This is a genomic window from Mesorhizobium sp. CCNWLY176 (assembly GCF_037153935.1).
GTDB classification, from domain to species: Bacteria; Pseudomonadota; Alphaproteobacteria; order Rhizobiales; family Rhizobiaceae; genus Mesorhizobium_M; species Mesorhizobium_M zhangyense.
This window is the reverse complement of sequence record NZ_JBBBDZ010000012.1, coordinates 39,076-53,850: the sequence shown is the minus strand read 5'-3', so window position 1 is coordinate 53,850 and position 14,775 is coordinate 39,076. Positions and strand designations below refer to the sequence as shown.

General features: G+C 61.9%; 15 protein-coding genes. 13 read left to right on the top strand and 2 right to left on the bottom strand.

The window, feature by feature from the left end; translation table 11 throughout:
• The first annotated feature begins 96 nt into the window (after positions 1–96).
• The 6 genes from lgt (at position 97) to WBQ96_RS19475 (ending at position 5,839) form a co-directional block, all read left to right on the top strand.
• Complete coding sequence (gene lgt / locus WBQ96_RS19500; protein ID WP_336553354.1) at positions 97–948, top strand: prolipoprotein diacylglyceryl transferase; 852 nt, start codon at positions 97–99, stop codon at positions 946–948.
• Positions 945–2,033: a class I SAM-dependent methyltransferase gene (locus WBQ96_RS19495; RefSeq protein ID WP_336553356.1), complete on the top strand. Its 1,089-nt coding sequence runs from the start codon at positions 945–947 to the stop codon at positions 2,031–2,033. The genes lgt and WBQ96_RS19495 overlap by 4 nt, the downstream gene beginning before the upstream one ends.
• Before the next feature lie 108 nt (positions 2,034–2,141).
• A complete protein-coding gene (pgeF, locus tag WBQ96_RS19490) occupies positions 2,142–2,936 on the top strand; it encodes a peptidoglycan editing factor PgeF (protein ID WP_336553358.1) in 795 nt (264 codons plus the stop codon).
• Positions 2,936–4,087 (top strand): M24 family metallopeptidase, encoded by a 1,152-nt coding sequence (locus WBQ96_RS19485; RefSeq protein WP_336553360.1) that lies wholly within the window; start codon positions 2,936–2,938, stop codon positions 4,085–4,087. The genes pgeF and WBQ96_RS19485 overlap by 1 nt, the downstream gene beginning before the upstream one ends.
• 50 nt (positions 4,088–4,137) lie before the next feature.
• Entirely contained in the window at positions 4,138–4,731 is a 594-nt protein-coding gene (locus WBQ96_RS19480) for a hypothetical protein (RefSeq protein WP_336553362.1), read from the top strand.
• Positions 4,732–4,903: 172 nt separating this feature from the next.
• Positions 4,904–5,839, top strand: coding sequence for a ribose-phosphate pyrophosphokinase (locus WBQ96_RS19475; RefSeq protein WP_336553364.1), 936 nt, complete (start codon positions 4,904–4,906; stop codon positions 5,837–5,839).
• Positions 5,840–5,952: 113 nt separating this feature from the next.
• On the opposite strand, the gene chrA is transcribed toward WBQ96_RS19475, so the two are convergent.
• Positions 5,953–7,314, bottom strand: coding sequence for a chromate efflux transporter (gene chrA, locus WBQ96_RS19470; protein ID WP_336553366.1), 1,362 nt, complete (start codon positions 7,312–7,314; stop codon positions 5,953–5,955).
• The gene (locus WBQ96_RS19465; protein WP_336553447.1) at positions 7,311–8,117 is read right to left on the bottom strand and encodes a chromate resistance protein ChrB domain-containing protein; all 807 of its coding nucleotides are present in this window, start codon (positions 8,115–8,117) and stop codon (positions 7,311–7,313) included. Before WBQ96_RS19465 ends, chrA begins: the two co-directional genes overlap by 4 nt.
• 263 nt (positions 8,118–8,380) lie before the next feature.
• Here WBQ96_RS19465 and WBQ96_RS19460 point away from each other — a divergent pair, with 263 nt between their 5' ends.
• The 7 genes from WBQ96_RS19460 (at position 8,381) to corA (ending at position 14,770) form a co-directional block, all read left to right on the top strand.
• The gene (locus WBQ96_RS19460) at positions 8,381–10,162 is read left to right on the top strand and encodes a DEAD/DEAH box helicase (RefSeq protein WP_336553367.1); all 1,782 of its coding nucleotides are present in this window, start codon (positions 8,381–8,383) and stop codon (positions 10,160–10,162) included.
• 178 nt (positions 10,163–10,340) lie between these two features.
• Positions 10,341–10,985: a 50S ribosomal protein L25/general stress protein Ctc gene (locus tag WBQ96_RS19455; protein WP_336553369.1), complete on the top strand. Its 645-nt coding sequence runs from the start codon at positions 10,341–10,343 to the stop codon at positions 10,983–10,985.
• Between the two features lie 27 nt (positions 10,986–11,012).
• A complete protein-coding gene (gene pth / locus WBQ96_RS19450; RefSeq protein WP_336553371.1) occupies positions 11,013–11,756 on the top strand; it encodes an aminoacyl-tRNA hydrolase in 744 nt (247 codons plus the stop codon).
• A 123-nt stretch (positions 11,757–11,879) separates the two neighbouring features.
• Complete coding sequence (locus WBQ96_RS19445; RefSeq protein ID WP_336553372.1) at positions 11,880–12,134, top strand: DUF6364 family protein; 255 nt, start codon at positions 11,880–11,882, stop codon at positions 12,132–12,134.
• Positions 12,121–12,570 (top strand): PIN domain-containing protein, encoded by a 450-nt coding sequence (locus WBQ96_RS19440; RefSeq protein ID WP_336553374.1) that lies wholly within the window; start codon positions 12,121–12,123, stop codon positions 12,568–12,570. Before WBQ96_RS19445 ends, WBQ96_RS19440 begins: the two co-directional genes overlap by 14 nt.
• A gap of 12 nt (positions 12,571–12,582) precedes the next feature.
• Positions 12,583–13,686, top strand: a complete 1,104-nt coding sequence (ychF, locus tag WBQ96_RS19435) for a redox-regulated ATPase YchF (protein ID WP_336553376.1) — start codon at positions 12,583–12,585, stop codon at positions 13,684–13,686.
• 112 nt (positions 13,687–13,798) lie between these two features.
• Entirely contained in the window at positions 13,799–14,770 is a 972-nt protein-coding gene (gene corA, locus WBQ96_RS19430; protein ID WP_336553378.1) for a magnesium/cobalt transporter CorA, read from the top strand.
• Positions 14,771–14,775: the final 5 nt, after the last annotated feature.

Sequence of the window (14,775 nt, the reverse complement as noted above, 5' to 3'; positions counted from 1 at the left end):
CGTATCACGTTTGAGTTGATCCCTCCCCCGCCTTGACCCGGCCAAAAGCCTGCATCATGGTCCGCGCCGAACCGCCGCCCGACCCGGGAGTTTTTCTTGAGCGACTATCTTGCCCTGCCTCTGGCTGCCCTGCCCTTCCCCAATATTGATCCGGTGATCGTCCAGATCGGGCCGCTGGCGATCCACTGGTACGGCGTTGCCTATATCGTCGGCATCCTGTTTGCGTGGTGGTACGGCAAGCGGCTGGTGACCACCCCTAGCCTCTGGAACAACGGCAACCTGCCGATGAAGCCGGAAGACCTTGACGATTTCCTCGTCTGGGCGGCGGTCGGCGTCGTGCTGGGCGGGCGCGTCGGCTACATCCTGTTTTACGATCTGGCCCGTTACATCCAGAACCCGCTCGACATCTTCAAGGTCTGGCAGGGTGGCATGTCGTTCCATGGCGGCTTCGCCGGCACGACGCTGGCGATGATCCTGTTTGCCCGCAAGCGCGGCATCCCGGTCTGGACCATGTTCGACGTGGTCGCCGCCGGCGTGCCCGTCGCGCTCGGGCTGGTGCGGGTCACCAACTTCATCAATTCGGAGCTCTGGGGCAGGCTCACCAACGTCCCCTGGGCATTCGAGTTCCCCACGGGCGGCCCCTTCACGCGTCATCCGAGCCAGCTTTATGAAGCGGGGCTCGAAGGTCTTGTCCTGTTCTGCGTGCTGCGCGTTCTCACCCACACGCTTTTCAAACTGAAACGTCCGGGCTTCGTCGCAGGCGCCTTCGTCGCCGGTTATGGGCTGTCGCGCATCATCGTCGAATTCTTCCGTCAACCGGACGCGCAGCTCGGCTACCTCTTCGGCGGCTGGCTGACGATGGGCATGGTTCTGTCCGTGCCGATGGTCCTGCTCGGCGTCTGGGCGATGGTCACGGCCAAGCCGGCGCCTGAACCGAAAGCCGCATGACAAAGCTCAAGGAGCGCATCAAGCGGCTGATCGCGGCCAACGGCCCGATTTCGGTTGCGGACTATATGGCGCTTTGCCTGTTCGACCCCGAAGACGGCTACTACACCAACCGCGAGCCTTTCGGCACGGAAGGCGATTTTACGACCGCGCCGGAAATCAGCCAGATGTTCGGCGAACTCATCGCCGTCTGGCTGCGGAGCGCGTGGGAGGCAACCGGAGGCCCTCTGCCCGTCACCATCGCCGAGATCGGGCCGGGCCGCGGCACGCTGATGAAAGACATCTTGCGCACGCTGGCGAAGCTCGACCCTTCGCTCGTTGCGCAAGCCTCCTTCGCCATGATCGAAACCAGCCCAAGGCTGGCTGAAATACAAAAGAAAACGCTGACCGGGACACAGGCCCGCATCGACTGGCATCAGTCCATCAAGACCTTGCCTGCTGCCCCACTGTTCATCGTCGGCAACGAGCTTTTCGACGCTATCCCGATCCGCCAGTTCGTGCGCACCAGCGGCAAGTGGCAGGAACGCGTGGTCGGCCTGAACGACACCGGCGAGCTTCAATTCCTCGCTGGCGCCGCTTCACTCGACCCGTCCTTACTGCCCGCCAATGCCGCCACCGCTTCAGACGGCACCATCGCCGAGCTTGCGCCGGCGCGAACCGCGTTGATGGACGCAATCGCCGACAGGATAGCGACCCTTGGCGGCGCCGGCCTGTTCATCGACTATGGCCATCTCGAACCCGGCATCGGCGACACGCTGCAGGCGCTGCGCAAACATAAATATGAGGATGTACTGGCAAGCCCCGGCCATGCCGACATCACCTCCCATGTCGATTTTTCAGCACTTGCCGCAACCGCGCGGGGAAAGCAGCTCGACGCCCATGTCATGACCCAGGGTCACTTCCTCCTGGAGATGGGCCTGCTGGAACGTGCCGGCCAGCTGGGGGCAGCTCAGGATGCCGTAGGCCAGGAAAAAATCCGGAGGCAAGTCGAGCGTCTCGCAGCCCCCTCCGCCATGGGCGACCTCTTCAAAGTGCTGGCGATTTTGCCTTCCGGAACAGCCGTTTCGCCCTTTTCCGATGCGGATTGACTCGGCCAATCCGCTGCCTCACTGTCCCGTCCGCACCATTGCAGGCGAGGCTCCCCCCGGCGAAGTTTCGCCTTGACGGAATGGGTTTGGCGAAGAACAAGGCGGCATATGTCAGATCAAATCACGCTGAACCCGATCCGTTCCACCCTGCTCGGCGAAGCCGAAACCAAAGGCATAAGGCACGGTTACTTCACCCGCGTCGGCGGCGTCTCCAACGGCATCTATGAAGGCCTCAACATCGGCTCGGGCTCCAATGACGATCAGTCGCTGGTCCGCGAGAACCGCCGCCGCGTGGCTGCCTGGATGGGCGTCGATGTCGATTCGCTGCTAAGCGCCCACCAGATCCATTCGCCCGATGTGATCGTGGCGCGCGAGCCGTTTTCCGGTCCGCGGCCGAAAGCTGACGCAATCGTGACCGACCGCCCAGGCATCGCTATCGGTGCGACCACCGCCGATTGCGGACCGGTGCTGTTTGCCGATGCCGAGGCCAAGGTGATAGGCGCAGCGCACGCCGGCTGGAAGGGCGCTTTCACCGGCGTGCTCGAAAACACCATCACCGCCATGGAAGGACTGGGCGCCAAGCGCGACCGCATCGTCGCCGTGCTCGGCCCCTCGATCGGCCCCGACAACTACGAGGTCGGCCCCGAATTCGTCGCGCGCTTCGCGGAAGTCGACGGCGAAAATGCACGTTACTTCGCACCGTCGAAAACACCCGGCCACGCCATGTTCGACCTCAATCTCTACACGGTCGATCGCTTGCTGAAGGCGGGTATCACAGCCGAAAGCCTCGACCGCTGCACCTATGCCGAGGAAGACCTGTTCTATTCATATCGCCGCTCCACCCACCGCAAGGAAGCGGATTACGGCCGGCAGATATCGGCAATCATTCTGGAGGACATCTGATGGCGCTGCATTTCGAACGCTCCGAGTTTGACGCCCGCCGCGACCGGCTGGTCATCGAGATGGCCGAAAAGAAGCTCGATGCGATCCTGATGTTCGCGCAGGAGAGCATGTACTGGCTGACCGGTTACGACACATTCGGCTTCTGCTTCTTCCAGTGCCTCGTCATGAAGGCCGACGGCTCGATGGTTCTGCTGACGCGCTCGGCCGATCTGCGCCAGGCAAGGCACACCTCGACCATCGAGAACATCGTCCTGTGGACCGACCGCGACGGTGCAAACCCGACGCTCGACCTGCGCAACCTGCTGAACGACCTCGACCTCCTCGGTGCCCGTATCGGCATCGAATACGACACGCATGGCCTGACCGCCTTCAACGGCCGCCGGCTGGACGAACAGCTCCAGACCTTCGGCCAGATCGTCGACGCCTCGGGCATCATCTCGCGGCTGCGCCTGTTCAAGAGCCCCGCCGAAATCAAGAAAGCGGAAAAAGCTGCCAACCTCGCCGACGACGCGCTCGATGCCGGCCTGAAGCTGATCAAGCAGGGGGCGGATGAAGGTGCGATCCTTGCCGCCATGCAGGGCGCGATCTTCGAAGGCGGCGGCGATTACCCTGCCAACGAATTCATCATCGGCTCAGGCGCCGACGCGCTGCTGTGCCGTTACAAGGCCGGCCGCCGCAAGCTCAACAAGAACGACCAGTTGACGCTGGAATGGGCCGGCGTCTTCCACCACTACCACGCCGCCATGATGCGCACGGTGCTGACCGGCAAGGTTTCCAAGCGGCATCAGGAACTGTTCGACGCTTCCCGCGACGCGCTCATCGCCGTGGAGAAGGCGATGACACCCGGCGCCACCTTCGGCGACGTCTTCGACGCCCATGCCAAGGTCATGGAAGCGCATGGCCTGACCAAGCACCGGCTGAACGCCTGCGGCTATTCCCTCGGCGCGCGCTTTACGCCGTCCTGGATGGACATGCCGATGTTCTACCAGGGCAATCCCGAGCCCATCGCACCGAACATGACGCTGTTTGCGCATATGATCATCATGGATTCCGAAACCGAAACCGCGATGACGCTGGGTCGTACCTACCTGACGACGGATTCCCAACCGAAGCCGCTTTCGCGCCATGATCTCGACTTGATCGTGAAGTGAATCCGCTGGTGAAGATGGTTGCGCAAAAGTCGCCGGGGAGTTCGAGCACAATGAGGCGATTGGCGGCAAGCGCTCTGTCACTGCTCGCAATCGCCGCGCTGACCGCCTGCACCAGCACGCAGGATGTTCTCGAGCCGTCGGCAATAGCCCAGCAACAACAGCAGACGACTGCAGCAACCGCTGGCCAGCCTGCGCAGACCGGAACGACCACGCCTCAGCCGTCATCGCCGACGGCGCCGTCCCCTGCGCCATCAGGCACAACCGCGGCCATCACCACCAATGCCCGCATCCAGATCGCGCCGATCGTCGGCGCAAGCGTCGAGGCCGCGACCCCGTTAACCGAACGGCTGGCAAGCCGCGCCCGCCAACGCGGCATCCGCCTTGCCGGCGGGTCGGACGGATCGGCGACTCATATCCTCAAGGGTTATTTCTCGGCCCTCACAGAGGGCAAGGAAACGACCGTGGTCTATGTCTGGGACGTATACGATCCCGCTGGCACGAGGCTGCACCGCATCAACGGCCAGCAGAAGGTTCAGGTGACGGGCGGCGACGGCTGGTCGTCGGTTCCGGCAACCGCCATGCAGGCCATTGCCGACACCACCGTCGATCAACTGGCCACATGGCTGGCCGGCAGTGCGGGCTAGATCATGATCCCGAAAAGTGGAAACCGGTTTTCGGAAAAGATCATGATCCGACTCTGAGTTGTTGCGATGAAGCACCGTTTCTTTGGAATAACCGACGAAATAATCCGACGCCGCTTGCAATAGCGGCGCAGCCCGCTAAAAGCCCGATGAAATCCTTCACCAGGAACGGTGCATGAAACTCTTCGCAGGCAATTCCAATCGGGTCCTGGCTGAGGCGGTCGCCCGCTATCTGAACGTGCCGATCGGCAAGGCGAGCGTGCGGCGCTTCGCCGACCAGGAAATCTTCGTCGAAATCCAGGAGAATGTGCGCGGCGAGGATGTCTTCATCCTGCAGTCGACCTCCTTCCCGACAAACGATCATCTGATGGAACTTCTCATCATGATCGACGCGTTCATGCGCTCGTCGGCGCGGCGCATCACGGCGGTCATTCCCTATTTCGGCTACGCAAGGCAGGATCGCCGCGCATCGGGCCGCACGCCGATCTCGGCCAAGCTCGTCGCCAACATGATCGCCCGGGCCGGCGCCAACCGCGTCCTGACGCTCGATCTTCATGCCGGCCAGATCCAGGGCTTCTTCGATATCCCGACCGACAACCTCTTCGCCGTACCGGTCATGGCGCGCGACGTGAAGGCCAAGTACAAGCAGCTCAACAACGTCATGGTCGTCTCGCCTGACGTCGGCGGCGTGGTCCGCGCCCGCGCGCTGGCCAAGCGCATCGACGCCCAGCTCGCCATCGTCGACAAGCGCCGCGAGCGCCCGGGCGAATCCGAAGTCATGAACGTCATCGGCGACGTGCGCGGCAAGGACTGCCTGCTGATCGACGACATCGTCGATTCGGGCGGCACGCTCTGCAACGCGGCCGACGCACTGCTCGCCAACGGCGCGACCAGCGTCACCGCCTACATCACCCACGGCGTGCTCTCGGGTGGGGCTGCCGCACGCATCGCCGGATCGAAGCTTCAGGAACTGGTCATCACCGATTCCATCCAGCCGACCTCCACCATCGAAGCCGCACACAACATCCGCGTCATCTCGATCGGCGATCTCATCGGCGAAGCAATCTCGCGCACGGCAACGGAAGAATCGGTCTCCAGCCTGTTCGATTGATTCTTCGTGACACTCCCGAAACCGAGACAGGTTTCGGGAAATCGATTCAGGAACAGGCAGATAGGCTACCGTCCTGATTCTATTGTGACGGATGAAGTTTCGGCTTTCTAAGCTTACAAAAGCGTCCACACCATTCCCGCCAGTGCCGCCGCAACCAGCACGGTTATCATGTTGGCGTGCCATCTGATCAGCGCAACGCCTGCGGCAATCGCAATGACGCCCGCCGCTATATCCAGCGACGAAAAATCCGGCACTGGCAGCGTGAACGGCCCAACCTTCCACTCGCCGACATGGCCAAACAGCACATGCAGCGAAAACCACACCGCCAGATTGGCGATGATGCCGACCACCGCTGCAGTGACCGCGCCAAGCGCGCCGGCAAGCCAGCGGATGTTGCGCACGGTTTCGACAAAGGGCGCCCCAACGAAAATCCACAGGAAGCACGGCACGAAGGTGAACCACAGCGTGACCAACGCCCCGGCCAGTCCGCCGGTCAGCGGATCGAGGCCTGAAAGGCGCGCGCCGCCGAGAAAGCCGACGAACACCAGCACGAGGATGAGCGGCCCCGGCGTCGTCTCGGCAAGGCCAAGACCCGTCAGCATCTCGTCCGGCTTCAGCCAGCCATAGACCTCCACCGCCTGCTGCGCGACATAGGCCAGCACGGCATAGGCGCCGCCGAAGGTAACAGCGGCCATCTTCGAGAAGAACAATGACTCGGCTGCGAAGACATTCGCGCCGCCGAGCGTCATGTGCAGAACCGCCAGCGGCACGAACCAGATCGCCAGCCACACGGTGAGCGTCGTCAGGAAACGCCGCCAGCTTGGCCGCGTCCATTCCGGCATGACGGTGATGAGTTGAGGCGCTTCTTCTGGCTCCGCGCCAATCGCCGGCCTCGACATCCAAAAATGCGCCGCCGTCCCGCACAGCGCCGCAACCGCGATTATGATCGGAAACGGAACCTTCAGAAAGGCGATGGCAACAAATGCGGCCATAGCAAGCGCAACCATGAAACCGCCCTTCAGCGCCCGCTTCGAGACCTTGATCAGCGCCTCCAGCACCACCGCGAGCACCGCAGCCTTCAACCCGAACAACAGCCCCTGAACCAGGGACGCATCGCCCAACAGCAAATAGATTGCCGACAGCAGCGTGATGACGACGGCTCCCGGCAGCACGAACAGCAGCCCGGCGACCAACCCGCCGCGAACCCCATGCAGCAGCCAGCCGGAATAGGTCGCAAGCTGCATTGCCTCCGGCCCCGGCAGGAGCATGCAGTAGTTCAGCGCATGCAGGAATCGCGGCTCGTCGAGCCAGCGCTTTTCGTCGACCAGTATTCGGTGCATCAACGCGATCTGCCCGGCCGGTCCGCCGAATGATAGCAGCCCGATCTTGGCGAACACCTTCGTCGCTTCGGCGAAGGTCGGCGCGGGCAACTCGAAACCCGGTTCCGACAGGATTGCATCGTCAGCCATCGTCATGCCGCCACCGGCCAGTTGTGACGCTCGGCGGTTGCATGCCTGCACCAGCCATACAATGCATCGTAAATGATCATGCCTTTTTCCAATTGCCGCAGGTCATCCTGCTCGGTTGCCGAGAGTCCAAGCGATACAGCCAGAAGCCCCGCCGCCCGTGGTTCGATATCCAGCCGGGCGGTGTCCGCACCGCGCACTATCCGCGCCAGTTGCAGAAGCGCCGGATCGGAAAGGCCGAATTCCGCGATGAGCGTGTCGAATGTGCAGTCCTCAGCGCGGTGCGAGTAATGGACATCCTTGATGTCATAGGGAATCGCCCCAATTTCTTCGGCGACATCCTTCACCCATTCGGCTGCAACAAAATGAAAAACCGCTAATGGATCGATAAATCGCCGGATAAGCCACGGGCAGGCGATGCGGTCGATCTTTGGCCGCTCCCGCGTCACCCAGACGCTCGGTCCAGCGGCAACGTCGACACCGGTGCCAGCGCGCGAGACCAGAACGCCCCCAGCCTCCTCATAGGCATCGATGCCCCCATCGAGCATCGCGACATCGGCCCCGGCACGGGCAAGCCCTGCAGTCGCAATCTCGCTGACATTGTGCCCATGGGCGCAATAGACGACGATCTGCTTTCCGTCGCGAAACTCAGGCGACCATTCCGCAGTCTTCATATGATCGCGCCAGACCGCTGCGGCAATGCGCGTCGGCGCTTGCCTGAAAATGGCCTCGCGACGAACATCGACCACGTGTGGAAACCGGTCGGTTCCGGTCAAAGCAATAAGGTCCTGGGCTGAAATTCTTCGTGGCATGGTATCCTCCGCATGCAGCAGCGAAGGCGGAGCTTGGGCATTGCGCCTCAAACGGGGAGTCCACCATGCCCCCGGTAAATCGACATTATTCCCGCTTTGGCATCGCTTCAACCGGATAATCGTCTTTCGATCGATTGCATCCGCGACTTGCTGCTTTCGCCAAGAGGCTTTAGGGGAGGGTTCGAAAAAGATTTGCGAACCGCGCGGCCAGTCGTTGACCAGAAGCATTGTCACCGCCGCGCTTACGATGAAAGCCTGATTTTATGACCGACTTTGAACTGATGGCGCCCGCGCTGGCTGCCGCACTCGCATCGCGTGGATACGAGACCCTCACCCCCGTCCAGCGCGCCATGCTGACCCCGGAGGCCCGCGACGCCGACCTTCTGGTCTCGGCGCAGACCGGCTCGGGCAAGACGGTGGCCTTCGGCATCGCCATTGCCCCGACCATGCTCGATGGGCGCGAGCGCTTTGGCGCCGCCGGCCTGCCGCTTGCCCTGATCGTCGCGCCGACGCGGGAACTCGCCTTGCAGGTTCGCCGCGAGCTCGAGTGGCTCTATCGCGAAACGGGTGCCCGCATCGGCTCCTGCGTCGGCGGCATGGACATGCGCACGGAGCGCCGCGCTTTGGCCGATGGCGCGCACATCGTCGTCGGTACGCCCGGCCGCCTGCGCGACCACATCACGCGCGGCTCGCTGGATATCTCCGAGCTTCGCGCCGTCGTGCTCGACGAGGCCGACGAAATGCTCGATCTCGGCTTCCGCGACGATCTCGAATTCATTCTTGCCGCAGCCCCTGCCGAACGCCGCACGCTTCTGTTTTCGGCAACGGTGCCCAACCAGATCGCGCAGCTTGCCAAGCGCTTCCAGCGCGACGCCCACCGCATCACCGCGCAAGGCGAAAGCGACCAGCACGCCGACATCGAATACCAGCAGATACTTGTCGCGCCGTCCGACCGCGAAAACGCCATCATCAACACGCTGCTGTTCTTCGATTCCCAGAACACCATCGTCTTCTGCCACACCCGCGAAGCCGTGAAGCACCTGACGAGCCGCCTTTCCAATCGCGGCTTTGCCGTGGTTTCGCTGTCGGGCGAACTCAGCCAGGCCGAACGCACCAACGCATTGCAATCGATGCGCGACGGCAGGGCGCGCGTCTGCGTGGCGACCGACGTCGCGGCGCGCGGCATCGACCTGCCCAATCTCGGCCTGGTCATTCACGCCGACCTGCCGACCAACCCCGACACGCTCCTCCACCGCAGCGGCCGCACCGGGCGCGCCGGCCGCAAGGGCATCTGTACACTGATCGTGCCGCTGCACCGCCGCGGCACCGCCAGCCGCGTGCTGAAACTGGCGAAGTTGACGGCGCGCACCGTGCCCGCACCGACGGCCAGCGACATCGAGCGTCATAACCGCGAGCAAATCCTTGAAGATCCGGCCTTGTCGGTCGCCCCGACCGAGGACGAGGTCGCCTTCGTCGCGGAACTGATGAAGGCACACGGCGCCGAAAACATCGCCGCCGCCTATCTGCGGCTGCAGCTTGCAGCGCGCCCTGCCCCCGAAGAGCTGATGGACGCGCCGACGCACTTTGCCGAGCGCGCACCGCGTGGCGAAGGCCGTGGCGAGGCCGCCCCGCGCGACCGCAGCGACTTCGACAATGGCGTCTGGTTCCGCGTCACCGTCGGCCGCAAGCATCGCGCCGAGCCGCGCTGGCTGCTGCCGATGATCTGCAAGGCCGGCCACATCACCAAGCGCGCGGTCGGCTCGATCAAGATCAACGACACCGACAGCAATTTCGAGATCGCCGGCGACAAGGCAGATGCCTTCTGGGCAGCGGTGAAGGAAACCGGCACCGGCGAAAAGGGCGTGACGATCCAGAAGATCGACGGCAAAGCCGCCCCTGCCCGCGAAGCAGCCGCCCCTTCCTGGAACAACGAGAAGAAGGGCAAGTTCAAGCCCAACAAAGCCAAGCCCAGGACCGAGGGTTTTTCAGGCGAGCCGCCGCACAAGAAGCCGAAGAAGAAGTTCAACAAGGCAAAACCAGCCTGAGAACGGCGATTTCGCGCCAAACCTTGCGCTTAGATGCACCTTCGGCTATAGAGCCGCCACCCGCGTAGACACCCTTGGAGGCAACGTGGATGAGAGCCGCCTCAACCGGCGGCTTTCGACGTTTGAGGACCGGTATTAAACCCGTCCCCGGGCGCTCCATAACACGAAAGGAAATGCCATGAGCCACGATACTTATGAGCTCAAGGCCGAAGCTCGCGAACAGGTCGGTAAGGGGTCCGCCCGTGCAGTTCGCCGCAACGGTAAAGTGCCTGCAGTTATTTATGGCGACAAGCAGCCTCCCCTGGCGATCGCCCTGTCCTACAAGGACATCTACTACAAGATCCACGGCGGCGGTTTCAAAACCACCATCGCGACGATCGATCTTGACGGCAAGAAGATCCAGGTCCTGCCGAAGGATTACCAGCTCGACCCGGTCCGCGATTTCCCCATGCATGTGGATTTCCTGCGCGTCGGCAAGAACACTGAAGTCAACGTCAACGTTCCGGTTCACTTCACCAATGAAGAGAAGTCGCCCGGCATCAAGCGCGGCGGCGTTCTCAACATCGTTCGCCATGACGTGGAATTCCACTGCCCGGCCAATGCGATCCCGGAATTCATCGAAGTCGACCTCACCGGTCTCGACATCGGCGATTCGGTTCACATCTCGGCCATCAAGCTGCCCAAGGACGTGAAGCCGGTCATCTCCGATCGTGACTTCACCATCGCGACCGTTGCCGCACCTGCCGGCCTCAAGAGCGAAGATAACGCAGCTGAAGCCACGGCTGAGGCTGCGGCCGAAGCTCCGGCCGAAACCGAAGAGTAATCTTCGAGGCTCCGGAGGGCCGCAACGATGCTGCTTTTTGCAGGTCTCGGCAATCCGGGTGCCAAATATGCCAACAACCGGCACAATGTCGGCTTCATGGCGGCGGAGGCAATCGCCCGCCGCCATGATTTTTCGCCCTGGTCGAAGAAATTCCAGGGCCTGATCGCCGAAGGCAAGCTCGACGGCGAAAAAGTCATCCTCCTGAAGCCCCAGACCTTCATGAACCTGTCCGGCCAGTCGGTCGGCGAGGCGCTGCGCTTCTACAAGCTCCAGCCTTCCGATCTCACGGTGTTCTACGACGAGCTCGATCTTGTTTCCGGCAAGGTGCGGGTGAAGACCGGCGGCGGCGCTGGCGGCCATAATGGCATCCGCTCCATCGACCAGCACATCGCCAGGGACTATCGCCGCGTGCGCATCGGCATCGGCCATCCGGGCGTCAAGGAAATGGTGCACAACCACGTGCTCGGCGACTTCGCCAAGGCCGACGGCGAATGGCTGGACGTGCTTCTGGACGCAATAGCGGACAATGCCGCCTTGCTCACCAAGGGCGACGACAACGGCTTCATGAACCGCATCACGCTGGCACTGCGCGACAAGCTGCAACCGACCGGCACCGACGACACCCCGCCGCCGAAAGCACCGAAGCCCGAGGCGCCAAAGGCTCAAAGCCACATAAGGCAGGCCCGCAAACCGCAGGCTCCGGTGATCAAGATTCCCGAGAGTGGTCCCATGGCCGCGATGCTGAAGAAGCTGTTCGGCGGCAAGGAGTGACTTTGCCCCGGCTACGACCGGTAGTTACTTCTGCGTTGAAGGGCACGATGGCCTGATTTCTTGAAGAAACCTCCCATTATCGCTATATTTCTCACGAACCTCGTGTTTTCGTGAGATTGAGCCATGAAAAACCTGACCATATCGCTGAAGGAAGAGCTTCTGCAGGACACCAGAGTGAACGCTGCAAAGGCCGGCAAGAGCATGTCGCAATATGTCGCCGACTTGCTGGAGCGGGAAGCTTCCCATGAAACCACCAGTGCAGACGACGAAATAAAGCGCCGGCTGGCGAGGTTGCAGCGTGTCTTCGACGGGCCCAAGCTTCCTATTTCTGAAAATGGGCGCATGCCTACCGCGGAAGAGCGGAATGCCAGGCGCTAAGGTCTTCATAGACAGCAACACCTTTCTCTATACATTTGACGTCTATGAAGGAGAAAAGAGACTGTTGGCACAGCGTTGGTTGGAGTATCTGTCCAATCGCAATCGCGGCGTCACCAACCTTCAGGTGCTGAACGAAATTGCCAATGTTGCGATACGCAAGTCGGCCAAATTCGGAGACACCAACGTCTTTTTCAGGATCGACGCCTTCGCTGATTTCGGCTCACATCCTCTTCGGCTCGAAACAACAATCGCTGCACGCGCGATCCATCTTATGTTTCGCTTCTCCTGGTGGGATTGCCTTCTCCTCGCCTCAGCGCTCGAACTGGGCTGCAAATACTTCCTTTCCGAGGATTTGAAGGACGGTCAGGTCATCGAAGGCTTGACGATCATCGACCCTTTCGCCCATAGCCCTGAGCAAATCTTGGTTCCTCGATAAGGCTTTATCATCATGGGTTTCAAATGCGGCATCGTCGGCCTGCCCAATGTCGGCAAATCGACGCTTTTCAACGCGCTCACGCGCACGGCTGCAGCACAGGCCGCCAACTACCCCTTCTGCACCATCGAGCCGAATACCGGCGAAGTGGCCGTGCCCGATCCGCGCCTGAAGAAGATCGCTGACGCCGCGAAGTCAAAGGAGATCATCCCGACCCGGATCTCCTTCGTCGACATCGCCGGCCTGGTGCGCGGCGCCTCGAAGGGCGAAGGACTGGGCAACCAGTTCCTCGCCAACATCCGCGAAGTCGACGCCATCGTGCACGTGCTGCGCTGCTTCGAGGATGACGACATCACCCATGTCGAGGGCCGTATCGACCCGGTCGCAGACGCCGAGACGGTCGAAACCGAACTGATGCTTGCCGACCTGGAAAGCCTCGAGCGCCGCATCGTCCAGTTCCGCAAGCGCGCCGGCAGCAAGGACAAGGAAGCGCTGACCGTCCTGCCGACGATGGAACAGGCGCTGGCCCTGCTGCAGGAAGGCAAGCCCGCGCGCATGCTGCTCAAAGGCATCGCGGCGGAAGACCTCGCCATCCTGCAAGGTCTCAACCTGCTTACCTCACATCCCGTCCTCTATGTCTGCAACGTCTCGGAAGCCGAGGCCGCGACCGGCAACGAGCACACAGCAGCAGTGGAGAAGATGGCAGCCGCGCAAGGTGCCGGCACCGTCGTCATCTCGGCGGCGATCGAGGCCGAAGTCGCCCAGTTGCCCGACGAGGAAGCCCACGAATTCCTGGCTGATCTCGGTCTTGAGGAACCCGGCCTGGACAAGCTTATCCGCGCCGGTTACGACCTTCTGCACCTGATCACCTATTTCACCGCCGGCCCCAAGGAAACGCGCGCCTGGACCATCCAAAAGGGCACCAAGGCACCGCAGGCGGCTGGCGTGATCCACACGGACTTCGAACGCGGCTTCATCCGAGCCCAGACCATCGCCTACAATGATTTCGTCACGCTTGGCGGCGAAGTGCCAGCCAAGGAAGCCGGCAAGGCGCGCGACGAAGGCAAGGAATATGTCGTGCAGGACGGCGACGTTCTGATGTTCAAGTTCAACACCTGACCGCAGCGATGTGACGCCGATTCTTGACGCATTGAACGCCGAGGTCTACGGCGTTCACTTAAACCAAGCGTCGGCCTCTGACGCGCTTTCTCTCAAGAAACGGAGCCCAGCGATGATCAAGGCCTTTGTCCTCGACAATGACCGCCTGCGCCCGGTGGACGATCTCGAGGCGAACAAGGATGCGGTGATCTGGGCCGATCTCGTTATCCCAACCAAGGAAGAAGAAGCGGAAGTCGAGAAGTGGCTCGGCGTCGGCGTGCCGACGCGCGAGGAGATGGAGGAGATCGAGATTTCCTCGCGCCTCTATGTCGAGAACGGCGCCTACTTCATGACCGCCACGCTGCCGGCGAAAACGGATGAGGATCATCCCATCATGTCGCCGGTAACCTTCGTGCTGTCGGGCAAAAGGCTGATCACCATTCGCTACCACGAACCGCGTGCGTTCCAGACCTTTCCGCTGCGGGCCGAAAAAGTCACCATGGGCTGCACAAATGGCGAGACCATCCTCGTCAGCCTGCTCGAAGCGATCGTTGACCGCCTTGCCGACGTGCTGGAGCGTATCGGTCATGACATCGACACCATTTCGCACGGCATCTTCCAGTCATCCGAAAAGAATGCTTCCAAGCGCGACCACGACTTCAAGAAGGTGCTGCAGGCCATTGGCCGCAAGGAGGAACTGACCTCCAACATCCGCGAGAGCCTGATGACACTTCAGCGCCTGTCCGGCTTCCTCGGCAACGTCACCATGCAGGCCAAGAGCAAGGATGTGCGTGCTCGCGTCAAGACGCTGTCGCGGGACGTATCCTCCCTCACGGACCACGCCTCGTTCCTGTCCAACAAGATCACCTTCCTGCTCGACGCCACGCTGGGCATGATCAACATCGAGCAGAACGGCATCATCAAGATCTTCTCGGTCGCCGCCGTAGTCTTCCTGCCGCCGACGCTGGTCGCCTCCATCTACGGCATGAATTTCGACATCATGCCCGAACTGAAATGGCTTCTCGGCTATCCCTTTGCTCTCTTCCTGATGGTCCTGTCGGCCATCCTGCCCTACCTCTACTTCAAGCGGCGCGGCTGGCTGTAACAACC